Origin of the sequence: Odoribacter splanchnicus DSM 20712 (genome assembly GCF_000190535.1) — a bacterium.
GTDB lineage: Bacteria > Bacteroidota > Bacteroidia > Bacteroidales > Marinifilaceae > Odoribacter > Odoribacter splanchnicus.
The window spans coordinates 877,730-897,264 of sequence record NC_015160.1; the positions used below are offsets into that span (position 1 = coordinate 877,730).

Genomic DNA, 19,535 nt, shown 5'->3' on the forward strand with positions numbered 1-19,535 from the left:
GATTATTGAGCGATCACTTTCAATAAACCTTGAGTCAAACGGCTCAGTTCTTCGGGCCGGATGATGAATGGCGGCATAATGTATACCAGTTTACCGAACGGTCTCACCCATATACCTTCTTCAACGAACTTGGCTTGAAGGACAGCCATATTCACCGGTTCTTTCATTTCGATTACCCCGATGGCCCCCAATACCCGGACATCCGCCACATTCGGAAATAATGCAGCAGGCTGCAATTCCTGTTTCAATTGGCGTTCGATAGCCCCTACCGTCTTTTCCAGATCATACTCCTGAATCAATCCGACCGAAGCATTGGCGACAGCACAAGCCAGGGGATTTCCCATAAAGGTGGGCCCGTGCATAAATACAAAAGGATCCCGGGAGCAGATCCGAGTCGCTACCCGTTCGGTAGCCATCGTTGCGGCAAAGCTCATGTAACCTCCGGTAATCGCTTTTCCGATACACATAATATCCGGAGAAATCCCCGCATATTCAACCGCCCATAACTTCCCGGTACGTCCGAATCCTGTTGCTATTTCATCACAGATCAACAACACTTCGTACCGATCACACAATTCCCTGACCTGTTTCAGGTAATCTGCTGAATAAAACCACATTCCACCTGCTCCCTGAACAATAGGTTCAAGAATAACAGCAGCTATACCGGCATGATGTTCTTCCAGGCAGTCTTTCAGTTCCCGGATATCTTCCTCCCGGCAAGGAGCTCCGAAACGACATTCCGGACGATGAATAAAATACTGTATAGGGAGGGTACCATGAAAAATACCGTGCATACCCGTTACCGGATCACATACAGACATGGCATTCCAGGTATCGCCGTGATATCCTTTGGTGATAGTCAGAAAATGTCTTTTTTCTGTGCGTTCAGCTGCATACCAGTATTGTAAAGCCATCTTCATAGCCACCTCTACAGATACCGATCCCGAATCACAAAAGAAAATTTTATCCAATCCCCCGGGAGCAATAGAAAGAAGCCGTTCTGCCAGTTCAACGGCAGGCCGATGGGTAAATCCCCCGAACATCACATGGGACATTTCTTTCATTTGTTTTTCAAGGGCGGCATTCAATACCGGATGATTATAACCGTGTACTTCACACCACCAGGAAGACATACCGTCGATCAATCTGCGTCCGTCTTCGAGTTCGATATATACCCCTTCCGCCCTCTTTACAGGATATACCGGCAGCGGATCTATCGTCGAAGTATAGGGATGCCAGATGTGCTCCCTGTCGTATTGAAGTAATTCTGCTGTATTCATATTTTTAGATTTTTAGATTTTCCTTCTGTTTCGAAACCCAGCGCCTTCACCTTTTCCATATCTTCTTTTACTTTCGATCCCAAAGTGGTCAATAAATCACCTACTATCGCAGCATTTATCCCGGCCTGGATCGCCTCTGTCTCTAAATGGGATATCAGCATTCTCCCTCCGGCAAAACGCAGGTAGGCATCGGGCTGAATAAAACGAAAGAGCGCAATGGTAGTCAGGATCTCTTCATCTTCCAACCGAGCTGTACCTTCGAGAGGAGTACCGGGGATCGGATTCAGAATATTTATCGGAATAGATTTTATTCCCAATTCCCTTAACATCAAGGCCAGATCGATCCGATCCTCCATGCTCTCTCCCATTCCGATAATTCCTCCGGAGCACACTTCCATACCGATTTCCTGAGCTGCACGGATAGTCTCTATTTTATCGGCAGGGGTATGCGAGGTACATAAGGTACCGAAGTAATCGGCCGAAGATTCCAGATTACAATGATAACGTGTAATACCGGCATCCATCAATTTTTGTAACTGCGCCTTTTTCAGTAATCCCATGGAAGCACACAATTGAAGGTCCGACTGGGATTTGATTTTAACGGCAAAAGTACAGATCCGGTCTATATTTTTATCGGACAAGGCCCTACCGCTGGTCACAAACGAAAATTTATCCACTCCATAATCGGCATTCGAACGGGCTAAATCGAGACAAGTCTTCTCATCTACCAGTTCGTACTCTTCTATATTCGTTTTAAACAAAGCCGATTGGGCACACCATTTACAATTCTCCGAACATCTTCCGGAACGGGCATTTATAATCGAGCAAGTATCGAACCGACGGCCCACCCGTTTATCTCTGATTTCGCCTGCGGCCCGGTATAAAGCTTGCTTATCCACCGCATTACTCAATAAGATCGCCTCTTCGCGGGTGATCTGTCCACCGTTCAACACTTTTTCTTTTAATTGTGTAATCATACTTCTCTTTATTCAAAATAAAAAGGGCATGCTTACAGCACACCCTTTCCTTATTTACTTTAACATCACTTTCAGACCGGGGCATACTTCTCCCTCATGTAAACAGACCCCTTCCATTTCCCGTTTCAATTGTTCCGCTATTTCTCCCTCATTTTCTTCCCAAGCTAAAACCCCACTTACAATTAAGCCTTTCCGGGCAGATTTGAGCATAGCACACAAACAAATATGCAAAGCTAATCCTGCAATCTGTACTTGCCGGCCCAAAGCAGCAAAAACAGCATATCCTTTCCCGCTCCACTGGGAAAAGTAAAGTACGGCTTCCGGTATACAGGTATTTATTTTCATATTCGGCCGCAAGGTAATCAAAATTCGGGATACCACACCCAATTTATGGGTAATAATTGTAACTTCGCACCCGAAAATAAGAATAAATAGTTATGAAAAAGGCCATTGTTTTATTATCCGGCGGGCTGGATTCTTCAACAGCTCTTTATCTGGCCCAAAGCCAGGGATTCGATGAGATTTATGCCATCACTTTCGAATACGGTCAGAAGCACGACAAAGAATTAAAAAGTGCTATAGCCATTGCAAAAGCAGCCGGCGTAAAAGAACATAAAATAGTTAATTTACTTTTGAACCAATGGAGCGGATGCGCACTTACCGATCCGGACATGGAGGTAGAAGACGGCCATATCGAACGCCAGGATATTCCTTCCACTTACGTACCTGCCCGGAATATGGTATTTCTGTCGGTAGCCGCTTCGTGGGCCGATGCATTAGATATCACGGACATCTTTATCGGAGTGAGTGAAGTCGACTATTCCGGTTATGTCGATTGCCGGGAAGAATTTATAAAAGCGATGGAAAACGCGATCAACCTGGGAACCGTATTGGGAGCCGAAAAGAAACAGAGAATTACCATCCACGCTCCTTTCATGCATCTGACCAAAGCCGAAGAGGTCAAATTAGGCGTCAGTCTGGGGGTCGATTTCGGACTGACCTGGACCTGTTACCGGGGAGGTGAACATCCGTGTGGCGTTTGTGACAGTTGTTTATTGAGAGCCAAGGCTTTTGCCGAAGCAAACGAAATAGATCCTTTAGTATGCTGATTAGAAAACAATTCAAATTCGAAGGGGCGCATATTGTCCGTAATTGTTCCTCTCAACGGTGCCGGGAAAATATTCACGGACATTCCTATATCGTCGAAGTTTTTATCACCTCGGACAAACTCGACGACGGTTATATGGTTATGGATTTCTGCCGTTTGGATAAAGTGAAAGAATTTATCGAAAGTTTCGATCACTCTTACTCCCTGTGGCAAAATGAATCGCCCGATTTAAAAACATTCGTATACCGTTATAACCGGAGAGTTGCAGAAATCCCGGTCTCTCCTTCTGCCGAAGGTTATGCCTTACTGTTTACCTATGTCATCGACAAAATCCTCCGGCATACGGAACGTGTCAACGGGGAAGGAAATATTCAGCTTCATGCTGTCCGGGTACATGAAACGGCTACAGGTTATGCCGAAGCTTTTCAGGAAGATTTAAAACTGGCCAGATTCCAACTGAAAGACATCCATTTCTCCGAAGGGATCGTTGCAGAGTGGAAATCTACCGACTGGTGGGATAAACTGTTAGAGGCGTAAATATGCGATTAGCCAAAGACGGAATCTTTCCGATCGTTAAAGATAAAGACGGACATTTGCTCCCGGATTTGCCGGCATCCGGTTTTCAGTTTGCAGGTACCGTTCAGGGAGAAGGAAAATTGTGCGGTATCCCTTCTCTATTTGTCAGATTGGCCGGATGTAATCTGCAATGTCACTGGCAAACCTCCGACGGTCTGTCGTCACCTTGTGACTCTGCTTATGCTGCATATCAATTAAAAGATACCCGGCAAGTATCTGTGGAAGCCATTTATACAACCCTCTTGCAAAATGCCGGTCCCATCCGGCATATCGTCCTTACCGGTGGTGAACCTTTACTTCAGGTAAAGGAATTAAAAGCCTTATGTCAAAAGTTAAAGTCCGACTATCGATTCCATTTGACTTTAGAAACCAATGCCACCTTATTCGATCCTGAATTGGCCCGATACATCGATTTATTCAGTTTATCTCCCAAGCTAAGCAGTTCCTATACCGGAGCGAGTCCGCTTTCCATTCAACGGTTGAATCCGGAATGCATACAGCAATATATATCCTCTGCCCGGCAATACCAGAAAGATTTCCAATTGAAATTCGTATATGCTTGCGATGAAGATATAGACGAAATCCAGCAACTTTTATCTGTTCTTCAAGCTTGGAAAAATGACGACATCCTGTTAATGCCTTTAGGAGGGACACCGGAAATCATGCGAAGGAATATGCGAAAAACTTTAGAGTATTGTATTCGGAACGGTTGGCGATATTGTGACAGATTGCATATCTCGTTATTCGGGGATAAGGCAGGAGTATGATTAATGACGTAAAGCCAGTAGTGTCGGAGTTTTATAATAAATTTCACCTGCATCCAAAAGTTTGCGGATACAAGCCGTCGCTTGCTGTCGGGAACCCGCCGATTCATAGATCAGTTCCCTGATCTCATAATCTTTTTGTTTCAGCAGCTCAAGGATCTTCTCCTCGGTTTTCCGGTTGGTATTTCCCGGTCGTTTCTTCTGTTCGAGACAAAGGTCACAAATACCGCAAACCTCTTTTTCCCGTTGTCCGAAATAAGCCATCAAATACAATTGACGACAGGAATCGGTTAATTCGATGTATCCGGCCATATGCCCGACTTTTACAGCATAAGCTTGTTTCCTGTCCTCATAGGCCTCGGGACCGATATGCAGGTAATGAGCCGGAACCCGGGGCTGGTGATAAACGATATAAGGCCGGTCATTACCGGGAATATAACCGATGATCCTGCGACGGGCTAATAACAACAGACTTTCATAGACCTGTTGTCTTTTCACCCCTAACTTCCCGGCCAGTATTTCTTCATCGATATAAGCATATTGCACAAAAATCCCCGGATAATTCCGAAGTATATATTCCACCAATCGTTCCAATAAAAGGTCCCCCAACTCTATTTTATACAATTGATCTCTCAAAACCAGGAAACTGATACGCGAACGGGCATGTACTTCGGTGGTACATTCCAAATAACCGGCTACCTGCAATACTTTTATCGCCGACAAGGTAGTGGTCAGCTCCAGCTTATAAGTCTTCACAAAATGTTCAGGATCGAACTCAAAAGCCAGTCCATGCCCTAACCCTTCCTCCAATCCGAAAAAATCCCCCAACAGGCGATACACCTGACGGATATAATTTTTATCGGGAAATCCCTGAGTGACTCTTTTTTTCAGGGCTGTCAAAGCAGCTTCGTTGTATAACAATACCGCATAAGCCTTCTTACCGTCCCGTCCTGCTCTCCCGGCTTCCTGGAAATAGGCCTCGGGACTATCCGGAATATCGAAATGAACGACAATCCGAACATCCGGTTTGTCGATTCCCATACCGAAAGCATTCGTTGCGACAATCACCGGGACTTCACCTTTTTTCCACGCCTCCTGTTTTTGTTCTCTTTGAAAAGAAGTCAGTCCGGCATGATAAAAATCAGCTTCTATTCCCTTCGCTTTCAAAAAACGGGCCAACTCTTCCGCTCCCGCTCTTTTGCGCACATACACGATTGCGCTGGCTTTCAGACTGGATAAAATATGCAATAATTCTCCCAACTTATCGTTCGCTTTCCGGACTACATAAGCGATATTATCCCTCCGGAAACTTTTCGATAAAACATGGGGGACCTCAAATTTTAACTGTTGCTGGATATCTTCGGCTACCCGGGGAGTAGCGGTAGCTGTCAATGCCAATACCGGAATCTGCCGGAAATTCTCCCGGATTTCAGCGATCCGCAGATATGAAGGCCGGAAATCATAGCCCCATTGCGAAATACAATGGGCTTCGTCGACTGCCAGCATGGACAAATGCATTTGTTTCAGACGTGCGCGAAACTGTTCCGAAGCTAATCGTTCGGGAGAAACATACAGGAATTTGATTTTTCCGGCAATCGCTTTATTCAGGGTCGATTCTATCTGTTCTTTCCCCATACCGGTATAAATCGCCTCCGCCACAATTCCCCGCTTTTGCAATTCTTCAACCTGATCTTTCATTAAAGCGATCAAGGGCGTCACCACCAGGCATATCCCCTCCAACACCAAGGCAGGTACCTGGTAGGTAATCGACTTTCCTCCACCGGTCGGCATCAAAGCCAGCGTATCCTTCCCCTCCAATACCGAGAGAATAATCTCCTCCTGCAGACTACGGAATTCATCGTATCCCCAGTATTGTTTCAATATTTCGTGAATCCTGTTATGCATCTCTCTTCTTTCGGACAAAGATAGGGAAAATTGAAAATTATTTACTACTTTCGCCCGTGTCTTAAAACAAGAAGCTAAAAATGAGATTCACCCTATTGTTTATGCTGGTCCTGATCATTTGTTCCTGTGAGCCCCAAAGAACGCAGGAGCCACCTGTGGCACAAGTGTTCGAGAGTACCTTATCCCGCTCCGAGATCATCGATTTTATTCCGAACGGCACCTCCAGTGAAGATAGTCTGCTCATGGCTCAGAACTATATCCGCAATTGGGTGACGCAAAAATTACTTTTACATAAAGCGATCGAGAACCTATCCAACGAAGAAATGAATATACAAAAACAGGTTGAAGATTACCGCACTTCTTTGTTGATTTACCAATACAAACAAAAACTGATCGCCCAACGCCTTATGGACGAGATCAGCGAAGAAGACATCGAAACCTATTATAATAAAAACGAAAAAAACTTTATTCTGCCCACTCCGATCATTAAAGCGGTATTCTTTATTCTTCCTAAAAATGCACCTAATTTAAAAGAAGTGAAGAAATGGTTCAAATCGGATAAAGCAAACGATCAGGAAAGTCTGGAAGATTATTGCCTGACCCATGCTAAAAAATACGATAAATTCAACAATAAATGGATTGAAGTAAAATATATATTAAATCTGATTCCCGGAGATTTCAACACATTAGAAAAAGAAATTCTGGTGGTTAAAAACATCGAAAAAGAAGATGACGACAACTACTATTTTCTAAAAATCAATGAGATGCGTCATGAACAAACGTTAGCTCCCTTAGATTATGTCAGAGATGAAATTACCCTTATTCTGAAAAATAAGAAGAAACTTCAATTCGAAAACGACCTGGAAAAACAGATCAATGAAGAAGGAGTTCGTAAAAAGTATGTAAAAATTTACTAAACTTTCTACTGTTCTTCGCTGTTTTGAATAAAAATAGTAGTTTAGAGGTCTCAAATTTTGACTATATAATAACAAATTAATACACATGAAAAAGGTTTTATTATTACTTGTTTTATCTTTCTCTTTCAGCTTTATTTTTGCACAAAAAAATGTTATAGATAAAATAGTCGCTATTGTAGGAGATGAAATAATTTTGCAATCCGATATTGAAAATGCCTTTTTACAACAACAGGGCCAGGGGATCATCTCCTCGTCACCTGATTATAAAGCAGAAATTCTGGAACAACAATTGGTACAGAAACTACTTATGGCCCAAGCTCAAATAGATAGTATCATCGTATCGGACGAAGAAGTTGAAAATGCCGTTTCCAGTCAGATCGAATTTTTTATCAGTAATATCGGTTCTCAGGAACGTCTGGAGAAATATTTCGGTAAATCCATCCAGGAAATCAAAGACGACATGAGAAATCCGCTTAAGGAGCAATTGATTACAGAACAAATGCAGCAAAAGATCGTTGAAAAAATACGTATTACTCCTTCGGAAGTAAGAAGTTATTTCAAAAAGATCCCCAAAGACAGCCTTCCGGATATGCCCGACCGTTACGAATTACAACAGATCGTTTTAAAACCGGATGTCAGTGAAGCCGAGAAAGAACGGATACGGGAACAATTGCGCTCTTTCCGGGACCAGATCCTGAAAGGGGAAAAGACGTTCAATACTTTAGCCGTATTGTATTCAGAAGATGCTTCTGCTCCCCGTGGCGGAGAACTGGGTTATAAATCCAAGAAAGAACTGGATCCGGCTTTTGCAGAAGCAGCTTTCAGCTTAAAACCCGGAAAAATTTCTAAAATCATAGAATCGGAATACGGTTTCCATATTATTCAGCTGATCGACCGTCAGGGAGAAAAAATCAATGTCCGTCACATTATCCTTCAACCGAAGGTTTCCGATACGGAAAAACAGGAAGCTTTAAATCGTCTGGATACCATCCGGCAATACATCACCGATGGGAAAATGACTTTCGAAGAAGCTGCCTATTATTTCTCTACCGATAAGAAAACCCGGAATAACGGTGGGTTGTTCGCCGATCCCCAGACTTCGGAAGCCCGCATTGCCCGTCCTGATATTCCCGGCGATATGGCTCGAGAAGTAAATAAAATGAAACCCGGCGAAATCTCTCAGCCGTTCATCAGTCATACCAACGGCCAAGAAGAATACAAGATCGTGAAGATTAAAGAATTTTATCCCCGTCATAAAGCGAATTTGGATGATGACTGGCAAAATTTCGAATTGATGCTGAAACGGGAAAAACAAATGGAGAAATTGGAAAAATGGATCAAAGAAAAACAAGCGGATACCTATATTCATATCGATGAAAGTTTTAAAGATACCAAATTCCGGTACGACGGATGGATTAAATAAACAGAAACAGGGATTGAAAGTCGTGCTAAAAGCAAATGATCATGGAAGATTTGGTAAAAAGGATCGATCAGTTGAAGATTAAATATGAAACATTAAAAAAAGAGATCGCCCGCAAAATTGTCGGTCAGGAAGAAATCATCGATAAAATACTGGTAGCTATTTTCAGTAACGGACATTGCCTGCTCATCGGTGTCCCCGGTTTGGCCAAGACCTTGATGGTAACCGCTATATCCGAAACCTTAGACTTAAAATACAAGCGGATACAGTTTACGCCGGATTTAATGCCTTCCGATATTATCGGTACTGAAATCTTAGACAATCAGAAGGAATTCAGATTTATCGAGGGGCCTCTATTTGCCAATATTATCCTGGCTGACGAGATCAACCGTACTCCTCCCAAGACACAGAGTGCTTTACTGGGGGCGATGCAAGAGCAAGAAATCACTGCGGCCGGTACAACCCGGAAATTGGAACAGCCTTTTTTTGTGCTGGCTACTCAGAACCCGATAGAACAGGAAGGAACCTATCCGCTGCCGGAAGCTCAATTAGACCGGTTCATGTTCAGTTTGATACTCGATTATCCGACTCTGGAAGAAGAAATCGCTATCGTAGAAAGCACTACCGGACAGAAAACGGAAAAATTGAACCGTATCGTTACAGGGGAAGAAATTCTGAAATTCCAATCTGCAATCCGCCTGATGCCGGTATCGAAACATATCACCGAATATGCCGTAAAACTAGTTGCCCGGACTCGTCCCGGACGTTCTGGGGCACATCCGCTGGCAGAGCAATACCTCAACTGGGGCGCCGGACCGCGAGCTTCTCAATTTTTAATTTCAGGAGCTAAAACACATGCAGCTTTACAAGGGAAATATGCTCCGGATATAGAAGACGTAAAATATGTAGCGGAAACTATTTTGCGGCATCGGATCTTTAAAAACTATAAAGCAGAGGCTGAACATATCCGGGTCGAAGATCTGATCCGGGAATTTATAAAATAAACGGTCGATATAAAATGTACTTGAAAATCCTCCTATTGTCTATATGTTTTGCCGGCACAATATGCCCCTCATTTGCCCAGCAAAAAGATGTTATCGATATTCTTCATGCCGACACCTATGCCGTGAATATGAAGAGTAATATCGATAGCTTACTTGGAAATGTCAGGCTGAAGCATAAAAATATGCTGATGTTTTGCGATAAATTATACAACCATCGGGATAGTAATTATGTGGAAGCTTTCGGTAATGTCCACGTGATTCAGAACGACACCTTGAATCTGTGGGGAGATTTTATGCTATACAATGGCAATACGGAATTTGCCAAAGTCAGGGATAACGTGATCATGAAAGACCCGAAAATTACCCTGACCACCGATTTTCTGGATTACGATGCGGCCAACCGGGTCGGCTATTACTTCAATAAAGGGACGATAAAAGACAGTATCAACACCCTGATCAGCGACATCGGCTACTATTACCTCCCGATTAATGAAATGTTTTTTAAGGATAGTGTCAAGGTATACACTCCCGAATATACGATGTATTCGGATACTTTGAAATATCAAACGGAAACAAAAGTCATTACGATATTGGGACCGACCAATATCTATGGCGACAACCGAACCCTCTATTCGGAGAACGGCTGGTATAACTCACTGACTTCACATGCCGAATTATATAAAAACAATCACCTTACCTACAACGAATATTTAGGAAGGGCCGATACTTTAATTGTAGACAGCCTGTCCGGTAAGGCTATCATGCATCAAAACATCCATTTGTACGATACAGTAAATAATGTGATTGTAGAGGGAAACTATGGCGAGGTCACGAAAAACAACGATTATGCTTATGTAACCGAGCGTGCTCAATTGATTCTGGTCGGTAAAACCGATTCCCTCTTTGTCCATGGAGATACCCTTTCAAGTAGTAAAGATTCGTTAGGTAACAACGTCCTGAAGGCCTATTACAACACGAAATTTTTCAATCCCGATCTGCAAGGAATATGCGATTCAATGATTTTCCCGGTAGCGGATTCTACCGTATATCTTTTCGGTACTCCTATTGTCTGGGCCAGTGGTAATCAGCTAACGGGGACAACGATCGATATGCACCTCAAGAACAATGAAGTCGACCTGTTCCATTTAAATAACAAAGCATTTATCGTCAACCAGCTGGATACGGCCAAGTTCAATCAAATCAAAGGACGGAATATGACCGGTTATATCCGGCACAATGAACTTTATCTGGTGGAGGTCGATGGGAACGGCGAATCGATATACTACCCGGATGACAAAGGAGTAATTATCGGTTTGAATAAGACTATCAGTTCCGCTATTAAAATTCATTTAAAAGAAAAAAGGGTAAACCGGATTGTTTTTATTACCAAACCCGAAGGAACTTTGAATCCGCTGATCATTGTCGATCCGAAAGATCGCTTTCTCAAAGATTTTGAATGGCATCAAGACAAACAACCCCGCAGCAAAGAAGATATCTTTAACAAATAAAGTTGTGGATCCGAATAAAAAATTCCGATTAAAAAGATCAGTCTGGCTTTAACGTAGATTTTATTTTTTCTTTCTATTTCTATTCCGATTCCGGGTTTTGTACCGTCAGACCGGTCCGGTAAGGTTTTCCTTCACTGACCGGCGGAACTCCTCGTAGCGCAAAAAACTTTACGCTACGTTTCCGTCAGACACCACCGATCGGTCGTTCAGAAAAAGCCAGACGACCGACAGAAGCGACCGGGCCCCCGAACACGAAGGCACGTTTTATTTTCTCTCCATTTTATTCTTCAAAATAGACCGAATAGCGATTCCAAAATTCTTCGTTAGCCTCGATATCCTCGTAATAAATCCGGCCTTCAATAACTGTAGGAGAAGTCCTGTTTACACGGGTAGTGATATACTCCATCGTCCCTTTCACCTCTTTCCCCTCTTCTTTATAGGAATATTCCACCTGAACACCACTTAGAAAGTAAACCGATTTCAATTTCTTATAGGTTGTGGTGATTGTCATTTTCACGTCGCTTTTCGGTTTTTCATTGATCGTAACCAGATTCCGGCCTAATCCATTAAAATCGCGGGAAGTCAGGTTGACGACATTCTTTAAGACTGCCAGATCTTTCAGATTGACATAAATCTCTCCGCTATAGGTCTGCACTGCCGGATCACCGGTTGTTGAAATAGAAGGATGAGTAGCCTGGTAGCTGATCACCTGAACCGAATCACCTTCATAGACCAGCTTACCTTTACTTTTCAGTTTATAATCACGGGAATTGACGATATCCAATACATTACGGGTATTCCTGACGATATCTGCTGTCAGAATATCATCGAAATAGGTCAGGCCGTCCCACACCGAAGTCACTTCGGAATTTCTACGGACCTGATTGAATTTATAATTCAATTCTTTAAAAGCCGAGGCAACATCTTCCCGATGGTATCCCTGAGCATCATAGATCGTTACCGTCGCCTCTTTTACTTTTTCCTGTCCGTCGACCTGCCGGCTATATTTAAAGTAACCTTCGTAATTATAAGGTTTAGAAATATAATTCTTGTTGATGTTGGAAACGACATTTTGCAGCATTTTCTTATAAATCAGCAATTGTCCGTATACATCTACCTCCCCGATCCCATAAGTTTTCGGCTGCAACAGGATTTTGAGGTCGGGTTTATTTTGTATTTCATATACTTTGATATCCTTTGAAGCATAACCGATAGCCGAGAGACGCAGGACATGGGTTGCATACCGATCCGGGATGACCAATTCGAATCGTCCGTCTACATCCGAAGCAACCCCTGCTACCGTTCCCAACAAACCGATGTTGACAAAAGGTATAGGTTCGTTAGTCCGGGCATCCTGTACCACTCCCTTCAATACAATTTTTCCATCTTCCTGAGCCTGCCCCATACACAAGCCTCCACATATCAATAGCAATAATAAAAGAAATTTCCTGGCCATAATCATCAGTACATTTAGTAATTCAAGCTTATTTTACGTTACGTTTCTATTTTATTTTATATATTTGCCCCAAAGTAAGCAATTATAATGCTTAAAACCAAAATGTGTCAATAAATAATTAGAGTCACTTCATATGAGAAAAACGATTTTATACCTGAGTGGATTTATGATTATTTCATCTTTATCCGTGTCTTGCGTCTCTAAGAAGAAATTCGAAGAATTAGCCAGAGCAAAAAGAGAAGTCGATCGGAATCTGCTCGATCTGAAGCGCGATAAAAAACAGTTGGAAGATCAATTGCAACTAGCAAAGGACGATTTCAATACCATTCGGTACAAACTGACTGAAAATAATGCTGTAAAAGATAAAACGATCGACCAACTGTATACCAAATTACGCTCTTTGGAAAGCAAACAAGTGGAGTTGAAATCCGAATTGAGTAATGTTGCCGATCAGATCAAAACTACTACTCAATCTACCAGCGAGCAAATATCGTCATTGGAAAGCAGTCTGCAAAAAGTGAGCAATGAACGGGATCAGTTGCGTCGTCAGCTGACCGAAGTACAAACCAATCTGGAATTTGAGAATCAGAAAATCAAAGCACAGCTGGAAAGTGCAACCAATAACCTGCAAGCTCAAAACGGAGAAGTTGAAAAACTGAAAGCAGACAACGAGGAAATGACAAAAAAACTGAATTGGATCAGAAAAACAAAAGCCGACGCCGACGCAGAAATCAAAAAACTGACCAATCAGGTGAACTTATTAAAAAAAGAACTATTAAAATAACAGATCTACACAATGATCTATATTCTATCGGGATTAACAGGGCTGCTGATTTTAGTCGCCCTGTTTACTTTTATTCATAAACGCCGCCATAGTGAAGACCCGGAGACCATTGTCGCTCCTCCGGCAGATTGCTGCGGAGCTCATGCGATATGTGAAAAAGGATTGAAAAAAGCCAGTCCCCAAATAGATTACTTCGATGATGAAGAACTGGATGTTTACCGGCAAATTGCTCCGGAAGCCTATACCGACGAACAGATCGAAGTATTCAGGGATATTCTTTACACCCTTCGTCCGGAAGAAGTAGAAGAATGGCTGATCAGCCTGGAAAAAAGAGAAATCAATCTCCCCTTAATCCTGCGTCAGGAAGCGATCGAGTTAATCCCCTGACAGGATTTCAGATCAGCATATCTTTAAAATTTCCCGCCCTAATTTGCATTGCAGACAACGATGGCACTCGCAATATTCCCGGGTTAGTTCTATAATGGCCTGTGTTTGTAAAGCTGAATCGAAGCGAAATCCCAATTCTTGCCAGGCCCTCACGATATAATTGTTTTCAGGGGAACATTCTTCCAGCCATCTCAGCGCTTTTTCGGTATATTTTCTTTCCTCTCTTTGTTTTCCATACCAAAAAACAAAAGGGATCACTGCATTAATAACCAGTGTTTTCCGCACCTGTTCTCCCAATTTTTTAGGTCGTTCGGGAGCGATAATACCCGGACGATAATGCCGGTTCCAGTAAGCAGAAACATTTACTTCGAATAGCCCCATCAGTTCCTTCAATGAAGTCGCATCTAAAATACGGGAGGCCAAAGTCCTGTAATCACGGATCAACGAAGCCAGCAAAGCTAAACGGACAGTCGGAAAAACATCCGGCCGGATCCGCATAAACTTCCATTGTCCGGAAGGCATGGATTGTAAATCGTGTTTATTCCGGTAATACAGGAATTCCTTTTTCAATACAGCCACATATTCATCTTCCGCACCATCTTCCAACAGCCCGGCACATCCCAACAATAAAGCCTCTAAAACGGTTTGTTTATCCGCATACCTGAGTAATATCCGATAAGGCAAGCGAAGCGACAATTGATAAAAGGGCTCTGCATTGACATTACCGGTCCAATACTTACAGATCAGGCGAAAGAGGCATTCTTCCCAATCATTCCGGGTCAATTCAAGTATTCCCTCGATTTCCCGGCATTTTCTCATCAACCGCTCGATAGCCAGTGCCGGCAACATCAGATAAAAGCTACTCTTGTCGATTTTTTCTATTTTCCGCCGGCAGCCGGGTTTCAGTTGTCCGCCCAGCATATAAAGATACTCCTCATACAATCGATCGGCATAATCCAGAACTATCGTATCGATTTCGCGTCCCTTGCTGTTATAAATACGGACATCGGCCTCCAGGACAACAGACAGAATCACGTTGTCGTAAGCTGCGTCCACTTGATGACCATGCCTGTTCCAATCGCTATTACGCAAATGTACCTCGACATTACCGCCCCACTCTACTCCATCCAACCGGATTCTGGCATTGAAAAAATCCGGCCCTGCATCCCGGTTCAACAGCCCGACTTTCAATACCTCCACAGCATGACCGGAAATGGTTACAAACTCATTACTTCTGAACAAAGCATTCGCCCAGAGATAATGTAAAAATTCTTCTCGCATATGCTGATGATTTAGGACTATACAATAATACGTTAAAAAATTGTAAAATCCAAATTTATGCTCTCCTTATCGCCATGCTTTTAGTTTTAACATTTCTCCTTTTACTTTTATTTTTCCTACCTTTGCGGAAGTCAGGAGATAAAAACGAATAAAAACAATAATGTATTAAATTATGGAAGAAAATTCTATCATCAAGGACAAGAAAGACAAAATGTTAATGATCGTTATCGGTTGTTTGTCGGTAGTTCTTATTTTATTATTCATTTTCTTTTTAGTTGAAAGATCCGAAAATAAAAAACATATCGCCGCCATTCATGAGGAAAAGCAATTATTGGAACAGGAGCTTACCGATCTGAGCCATAATTACGATGATCTGAAAACCAGTAACGATACCCTGAATGAAAAACTGCAATTAGAACAGGAAAAGATCCTTACCTTAATGGATCAGATGAAGAAATTCCGCGATAACTCTTATGCAGAAATCAATCGTTATAAAAAAGAAATCGGTACATTAAAAAATGTATTGAGAAGTTATGTGGTACAGATAGATTCTCTCAATCAGCTGAATCAAAAACTGGCAAAAGAAAATACGGAAGTACGCAAACAAATGAATTGGGTCAGGGAACGGAATCAGAAACTTGAAAATCAGCAAAAGGACATGAAAGAAGTGATCGCCCAGGCCAGTGCCCTCCGGACAGAAAACTTCGTCGTATATCCCGTAAATAAAAGAGATAAGGAAACGAACTGGAAAAAATGTTACAACCTGAAAGCGGAATTTGTGATCACGAAAAATGTAACGGCCAAACGGGGCGACCGGGTGATTTATCTGCGTCTGAAACGTCCGGATGACAAAGTGATCGCCTTTAGCGAAAAATCATTCTTTAAATATCAGAATGTTTCTCTGACCTACTCCGCCAAACGGGAAATCAATTATGAAGGTGACCGGCTCGAAATGGCGATATACTGGCCTAACGACGGAAGTCTGGTCAAAGGAAAATACGTTGCAGAATTATTCAGCGACAACGAACTGATAGGGAGTACAGAATTTACGCTTAACTAATATAAAACCAACCAATAACCAACAAACAATTAAAAACATGACAGACATAGAGATTGCAAGTACCGTAAAACTGAAACCGATCACGGAAACTGCAAAAAAATTAGGCATAGATCCGGAAGTGATAGAACTATATGGTAAATATAAAGCCAAACTCCCCCTCGACCTGATTCAGCCCGCCCGGATGCAAGGCAAGCATCTGATTTTGGTATCGGCCATCTCCCCGACTCCGGCCGGCGAGGGGAAAACGACCATATCGATCGGATTGACCGAAGGGCTGAACCGGATCGGTAAAAAGACAACGGTTGTTTTGCGTGAACCTTCTTTAGGACCTGTATTCGGTATCAAAGGTGGTGCAACAGGAGGCGGTTACTCACAGGTGTTACCGATGGAAGATATCAATCTCCATTTTACAGGTGACTTCAATGCCATCGAGAAAGCCCATAACTTGTTGGCAGCCCTGATCGATAATAACATCCAAAGTAAAACTTCTTCCCTGGGGTTAGATCCCCGGACTGTGACCTGGAAACGGGTAATGGATATGAACGATCGTTCTCTGCGGCACATTATCGTCGGTTTGGGAGGTACATCATCCGGTATCCCACGGGAGACCGGTTTCGATATTACGGCAGCGTCAGAGATTATGGCGATCCTTTGCTTATCGGAAAGTTTCATGGATCTGAAAGAACGGTTGGGAAATATTTTCATCGGTTATACCTATGATAAACGTCCTTTATATGCCCGTGACCTGAAAGCTCATGGAGCGATGGCCGCTTTATTGAAAGACGCGATCAAACCCAATCTGGTGCAAACCATCGAAGGGAATCCCGCCATCATTCATGGAGGTCCGTTTGCCAATATTGCTCAGGGAACGAATTCCGTACTGGCAACGAAGATGGGACTTTCGCTTTCAGATTTTGTCGTCACGGAGGCTGGTTTCGGTTTTGACCTGGGTGCAGAAAAATTCTTCGATATCAAGTGTGTCAAAGCCGGTCTGAATCCGAGCGCCGTCGTTCTGGTCGCCACGATCCGGGCGCTGAAATACCATGGAGGCGTGAAAGTCGAAAATCTGAAAGAAGAGAATACGGCAGCATTGAGAAAAGGAATCGAAAATTTGGAAAAGCATGTTGAAAATATGAAGAAATTCAATATTTGCCCCATCGTTGCTTTGAACAAATTTGTCACCGATACAGATGCTGAGATACAAATTGTTGCAGACAAATGCAAAGAACTGGGCGTGCCCATGGAAGTAGCGGAAGTTTGGGCCAAGGGAGGTGAAGGAGCTGAGAAACTGGCAATCCTGGCAGCCAAAGTAGCCGAACAATGCGTATGCAAACTAAAACCGCTCTACGAATGGAGCTGGGATATCGAAAAGAAAATAGAAACCATCGCCAAAGAAATCTATGGAGCTGCAGCTATCGATTATACAGCACAAGCCAAAAGCGATTTGAAAAAAATCATCGCTCTGGGATTGGATAAACTCCCGGTTTGTATAGCCAAAACACAAAAATCACTGTCCGATAATCCTAAATTACTAGGTCGGCCGAAAGATTTTGTCGTTACCGTCCGCCAAATAGAAATTGCCGCCGGAGCAGGTTTTGTCATACCGATTACAGGGGAAATCATGCGAATGCCGGGACTTCCCGAGAAACCGGCTGCCGAGAATATCGATATCGACGAACAAGGTCATATCACCGGTTTATTTTAAAAACTTCTAAGGTTTACTATTTTGTCAGGAATGCGTATAATCATTCCTGACATAAATGTATGTCTTAGCCATTAAACATTATATCATATTTATGATATTATAATTTAAAAATTATATGCGGAGTAGTAATTTAATATTTATAGCAGGCCTCATTTTTATTCTATTGACAGATACCATATTCTGGATTCAATTGAAACAATATTTGAATAAAAAGTGGCAAATTCTATTATATGGATTACATACTCTCTTTTTCATCTGTACCTTAATTCTTTTTCAGTACAGCGTATCCCGCTTAAAAGGTCCCGACAGTTATTTTTGGATAGAAAAACTGATCGGTCTGTTATTTTTATTCTATACACCGAAACTCATTTATACCGTTTTCAACGGAATCGGTCTGTTATTACGGAGATGTTGTCAGAGGATATCCAAACTGATCCGTTTATTTTCGGGTATCCTGGCAGGAGCACTTTTCCTGATTCTACTATATAGTCTTACTCTAGGGCGTTATAATTATAAAATTGAAACCGTAAATCTGACTTTGGAAAATTTGCCGGCCGAATTCGATCATTTCAAGATTGTACAACTTTCGGATATCCACTTGGGAAGTTTCGGAGAAAGTTACCCCGGTATGCGGAAATTAGTCGGGGAAGTCAATCGTTTACAACCGGACATCATTGTATTTACAGGAGATATGGTCAATAATTTCGCAGCAGAAATGTCCCCCTGGATCACTCTATTTCAAGAAATGAAAGCTTCTTACGGTAAATATGCCATTACCGGGAATCATGATTACGGCGATTATACCCGTTGGCCTACTGAAACGGACAAACGGAACAACCTGAACCAATTTTTTGAAAATATGAAGTCGATGGGATTTCATATGTTGAACAATGACCGTATTCCCATCGTCGAAGGCAGGGACACGCTTTGGCTTGTGGGGGTCGAGAATTGGGGCAATCCCCCTTTTCCCCGTTACGGGAAATTGGATGTCGCTATAGATTCTCTCCCCGGGCAAGCTTGCATCATCCTTTTATCCCATGACCCGTCACACTGGAGAGGTGAAGTATTACAAGTACCCCGGATAGCCCTGACCCTTTCCGGTCATACCCATGCTATGCAATTCGGAATCAAGATCGGAAAAAACGAATGGAGTCCGGCACAATATATTTATCCGGAATACGACGGATTATACCGGCATCAAAATCAATATTTATATGTCAGTCGCGGACAAGGTTATCTTGGGTTTCCCGGTAGAATCGGTTTGAGACCTGTGATCACCGAATTCATCCTGCACCCAAACCGCTAGCTAACTTCTCCCTAAGTGCCTCTTTATCATCTATGAAAATAAGTCAGAACATCAGTTTTTCAAAACAATTGATTATTTACTTAGGGATATTCAGTAA

At 42.6% G+C, this 19,535-nt stretch carries 18 protein-coding genes; 12 read left to right on the top strand and 6 right to left on the bottom strand.

What is annotated here, in order from left to right; all coding sequences use genetic code 11:
• Nucleotides 1-2: 2 nt before the first annotated feature.
• The 3 genes from bioA to ODOSP_RS03680 are packed head-to-tail and all read right to left on the bottom strand — an operon-like array spanning nucleotide 3 to nucleotide 2,602.
• Nucleotides 3-1,280, bottom strand: a complete 1,278-nt coding sequence (gene bioA, locus ODOSP_RS03670; RefSeq protein WP_013611061.1) for an adenosylmethionine--8-amino-7-oxononanoate transaminase — start codon at nucleotides 1,278-1,280, stop codon at nucleotides 3-5.
• The gene (gene bioB / locus ODOSP_RS03675; protein WP_013611062.1) at nucleotides 1,277-2,257 is read right to left on the bottom strand and encodes a biotin synthase BioB; all 981 of its coding nucleotides are present in this window, start codon (nucleotides 2,255-2,257) and stop codon (nucleotides 1,277-1,279) included. Before bioB ends, bioA begins: the two co-directional genes overlap by 4 nt.
• 54 nt (nucleotides 2,258-2,311) lie before the next feature.
• Complete coding sequence (locus ODOSP_RS03680) at nucleotides 2,312-2,602, bottom strand: hypothetical protein (RefSeq protein ID WP_140403402.1); 291 nt, start codon at nucleotides 2,600-2,602, stop codon at nucleotides 2,312-2,314.
• A 92-nt stretch (nucleotides 2,603-2,694) separates the two neighbouring features.
• Between ODOSP_RS03680 and queC the strand changes: the two genes are divergently transcribed.
• Genes queC through ODOSP_RS03695 form a run of 3 tightly spaced genes read left to right on the top strand, consistent with a single transcriptional unit; the run spans nucleotide 2,695 to nucleotide 4,708 of the window.
• Nucleotides 2,695-3,366, top strand: a complete 672-nt coding sequence (gene queC / locus ODOSP_RS03685; RefSeq protein WP_013611064.1) for a 7-cyano-7-deazaguanine synthase QueC — start codon at nucleotides 2,695-2,697, stop codon at nucleotides 3,364-3,366.
• Nucleotides 3,360-3,902: a 6-carboxytetrahydropterin synthase QueD gene (locus ODOSP_RS03690; RefSeq protein WP_013611065.1), complete on the top strand. Its 543-nt coding sequence runs from the start codon at nucleotides 3,360-3,362 to the stop codon at nucleotides 3,900-3,902. The genes queC and ODOSP_RS03690 overlap by 7 nt, the downstream gene beginning before the upstream one ends.
• Nucleotides 3,903-3,904: 2 nt before the next feature.
• Nucleotides 3,905-4,708 carry a 7-carboxy-7-deazaguanine synthase QueE gene (locus ODOSP_RS03695; RefSeq protein ID WP_013611066.1) on the top strand — a complete coding sequence of 268 codons (804 nt, stop codon included), beginning with the start codon at nucleotides 3,905-3,907 and terminating at the stop codon, nucleotides 4,706-4,708.
• Here the strand turns inward: ODOSP_RS03695 and ODOSP_RS03700 are convergent, their stop codons facing one another.
• Nucleotides 4,709-6,610 carry a RecQ family ATP-dependent DNA helicase gene (locus ODOSP_RS03700; RefSeq protein ID WP_013611067.1) on the bottom strand — a complete coding sequence of 634 codons (1,902 nt, stop codon included), beginning with the start codon at nucleotides 6,608-6,610 and terminating at the stop codon, nucleotides 4,709-4,711.
• 80 nt (nucleotides 6,611-6,690) lie between these two features.
• Here ODOSP_RS03700 and ODOSP_RS03705 point away from each other — a divergent pair, with 80 nt between their 5' ends.
• From ODOSP_RS03705 to ODOSP_RS03720, 4 genes are all read left to right on the top strand, one after another.
• On the top strand, nucleotides 6,691-7,527 hold the full coding sequence (locus ODOSP_RS03705; protein ID WP_013611068.1) for a peptidylprolyl isomerase: 837 nt from the start codon (nucleotides 6,691-6,693) through the stop codon (nucleotides 7,525-7,527).
• Between the two features lie 85 nt (nucleotides 7,528-7,612).
• A complete protein-coding gene (locus tag ODOSP_RS03710; protein WP_013611069.1) occupies nucleotides 7,613-8,950 on the top strand; it encodes a peptidylprolyl isomerase in 1,338 nt (445 codons plus the stop codon).
• 41 nt (nucleotides 8,951-8,991) lie between these two features.
• On the top strand, nucleotides 8,992-9,951 hold the full coding sequence (locus tag ODOSP_RS03715) for an AAA family ATPase (RefSeq protein WP_013611070.1): 960 nt from the start codon (nucleotides 8,992-8,994) through the stop codon (nucleotides 9,949-9,951).
• 14 nt (nucleotides 9,952-9,965) lie between these two features.
• A complete protein-coding gene (locus ODOSP_RS03720; RefSeq protein WP_013611071.1) occupies nucleotides 9,966-11,459 on the top strand; it encodes an OstA-like protein in 1,494 nt (497 codons plus the stop codon).
• A 280-nt stretch (nucleotides 11,460-11,739) separates the two neighbouring features.
• Here the strand turns inward: ODOSP_RS03720 and ODOSP_RS03725 are convergent, their stop codons facing one another.
• Complete coding sequence (locus tag ODOSP_RS03725) at nucleotides 11,740-12,915, bottom strand: carboxypeptidase-like regulatory domain-containing protein (protein WP_041557173.1); 1,176 nt, start codon at nucleotides 12,913-12,915, stop codon at nucleotides 11,740-11,742.
• Nucleotides 12,916-13,048: 133 nt separating this feature from the next.
• Between ODOSP_RS03725 and ODOSP_RS03730 the strand changes: the two genes are divergently transcribed.
• Together ODOSP_RS03730 and ODOSP_RS03735 are read left to right on the top strand one after the other, a co-directional pair.
• The gene (locus tag ODOSP_RS03730) at nucleotides 13,049-13,699 is read left to right on the top strand and encodes a hypothetical protein (RefSeq protein ID WP_013611073.1); all 651 of its coding nucleotides are present in this window, start codon (nucleotides 13,049-13,051) and stop codon (nucleotides 13,697-13,699) included.
• A 12-nt stretch (nucleotides 13,700-13,711) separates the two neighbouring features.
• Nucleotides 13,712-14,086: a hypothetical protein gene (locus tag ODOSP_RS03735; RefSeq protein ID WP_013611074.1), complete on the top strand. Its 375-nt coding sequence runs from the start codon at nucleotides 13,712-13,714 to the stop codon at nucleotides 14,084-14,086.
• A gap of 12 nt (nucleotides 14,087-14,098) precedes the next feature.
• Here ODOSP_RS03735 and ODOSP_RS03740 read toward each other — a convergent pair whose 3' ends face one another.
• On the bottom strand, nucleotides 14,099-15,367 hold the full coding sequence (locus ODOSP_RS03740; protein ID WP_013611075.1) for a DUF2851 family protein: 1,269 nt from the start codon (nucleotides 15,365-15,367) through the stop codon (nucleotides 14,099-14,101).
• A 172-nt stretch (nucleotides 15,368-15,539) separates the two neighbouring features.
• Between ODOSP_RS03740 and ODOSP_RS03745 the strand changes: the two genes are divergently transcribed.
• The 3 genes from ODOSP_RS03745 (at nucleotide 15,540) to ODOSP_RS03755 (ending at nucleotide 19,438) form a co-directional block, all read left to right on the top strand.
• Nucleotides 15,540-16,427, top strand: coding sequence for a coiled-coil domain-containing protein (locus ODOSP_RS03745; RefSeq protein WP_013611076.1), 888 nt, complete (start codon nucleotides 15,540-15,542; stop codon nucleotides 16,425-16,427).
• Between the two features lie 37 nt (nucleotides 16,428-16,464).
• Nucleotides 16,465-18,132 carry a formate--tetrahydrofolate ligase gene (locus ODOSP_RS03750; protein ID WP_013611077.1) on the top strand — a complete coding sequence of 556 codons (1,668 nt, stop codon included), beginning with the start codon at nucleotides 16,465-16,467 and terminating at the stop codon, nucleotides 18,130-18,132.
• Nucleotides 18,133-18,334: 202 nt separating this feature from the next.
• A complete protein-coding gene (locus ODOSP_RS03755; RefSeq protein ID WP_228026184.1) occupies nucleotides 18,335-19,438 on the top strand; it encodes a metallophosphoesterase in 1,104 nt (367 codons plus the stop codon).
• Nucleotides 19,439-19,535 lie beyond the last annotated feature (97 nt).

Coding starts and splice junctions, on each gene's coding strand:
- bioB (WP_013611062.1), bottom strand. CDS start 2,257: ATGATTACACAATTAAAAGAAAAAGTGTTGAACGGTGGACAGATCACC.
- ODOSP_RS03730 (WP_013611073.1), top strand. CDS start 13,049: ATGAGAAAAACGATTTTATACCTGAGTGGATTTATGATTATTTCATCT.
- ODOSP_RS03695 (WP_013611066.1), top strand. CDS start 3,905: ATGCGATTAGCCAAAGACGGAATCTTTCCGATCGTTAAAGATAAAGAC.
- ODOSP_RS03745 (WP_013611076.1), top strand. CDS start 15,540: ATGGAAGAAAATTCTATCATCAAGGACAAGAAAGACAAAATGTTAATG.
- bioA (WP_013611061.1), bottom strand. CDS start 1,280: ATGAATACAGCAGAATTACTTCAATACGACAGGGAGCACATCTGGCAT.
- ODOSP_RS03725 (WP_041557173.1), bottom strand. CDS start 12,915: ATGGCCAGGAAATTTCTTTTATTATTGCTATTGATATGTGGAGGCTTG.
- ODOSP_RS03740 (WP_013611075.1), bottom strand. CDS start 15,367: ATGCGAGAAGAATTTTTACATTATCTCTGGGCGAATGCTTTGTTCAGA.
- ODOSP_RS03705 (WP_013611068.1), top strand. CDS start 6,691: ATGAGATTCACCCTATTGTTTATGCTGGTCCTGATCATTTGTTCCTGT.
- ODOSP_RS03700 (WP_013611067.1), bottom strand. CDS start 6,610: ATGCATAACAGGATTCACGAAATATTGAAACAATACTGGGGATACGAT.
- ODOSP_RS03690 (WP_013611065.1), top strand. CDS start 3,360: ATGCTGATTAGAAAACAATTCAAATTCGAAGGGGCGCATATTGTCCGT.
- ODOSP_RS03735 (WP_013611074.1), top strand. CDS start 13,712: ATGATCTATATTCTATCGGGATTAACAGGGCTGCTGATTTTAGTCGCC.
- ODOSP_RS03750 (WP_013611077.1), top strand. CDS start 16,465: ATGACAGACATAGAGATTGCAAGTACCGTAAAACTGAAACCGATCACG.
- ODOSP_RS03715 (WP_013611070.1), top strand. CDS start 8,992: ATGGAAGATTTGGTAAAAAGGATCGATCAGTTGAAGATTAAATATGAA.
- ODOSP_RS03710 (WP_013611069.1), top strand. CDS start 7,613: ATGAAAAAGGTTTTATTATTACTTGTTTTATCTTTCTCTTTCAGCTTT.
- ODOSP_RS03680 (WP_140403402.1), bottom strand. CDS start 2,602: ATGAAAATAAATACCTGTATACCGGAAGCCGTACTTTACTTTTCCCAG.
- ODOSP_RS03720 (WP_013611071.1), top strand. CDS start 9,966: ATGTACTTGAAAATCCTCCTATTGTCTATATGTTTTGCCGGCACAATA.
- queC (WP_013611064.1), top strand. CDS start 2,695: ATGAAAAAGGCCATTGTTTTATTATCCGGCGGGCTGGATTCTTCAACA.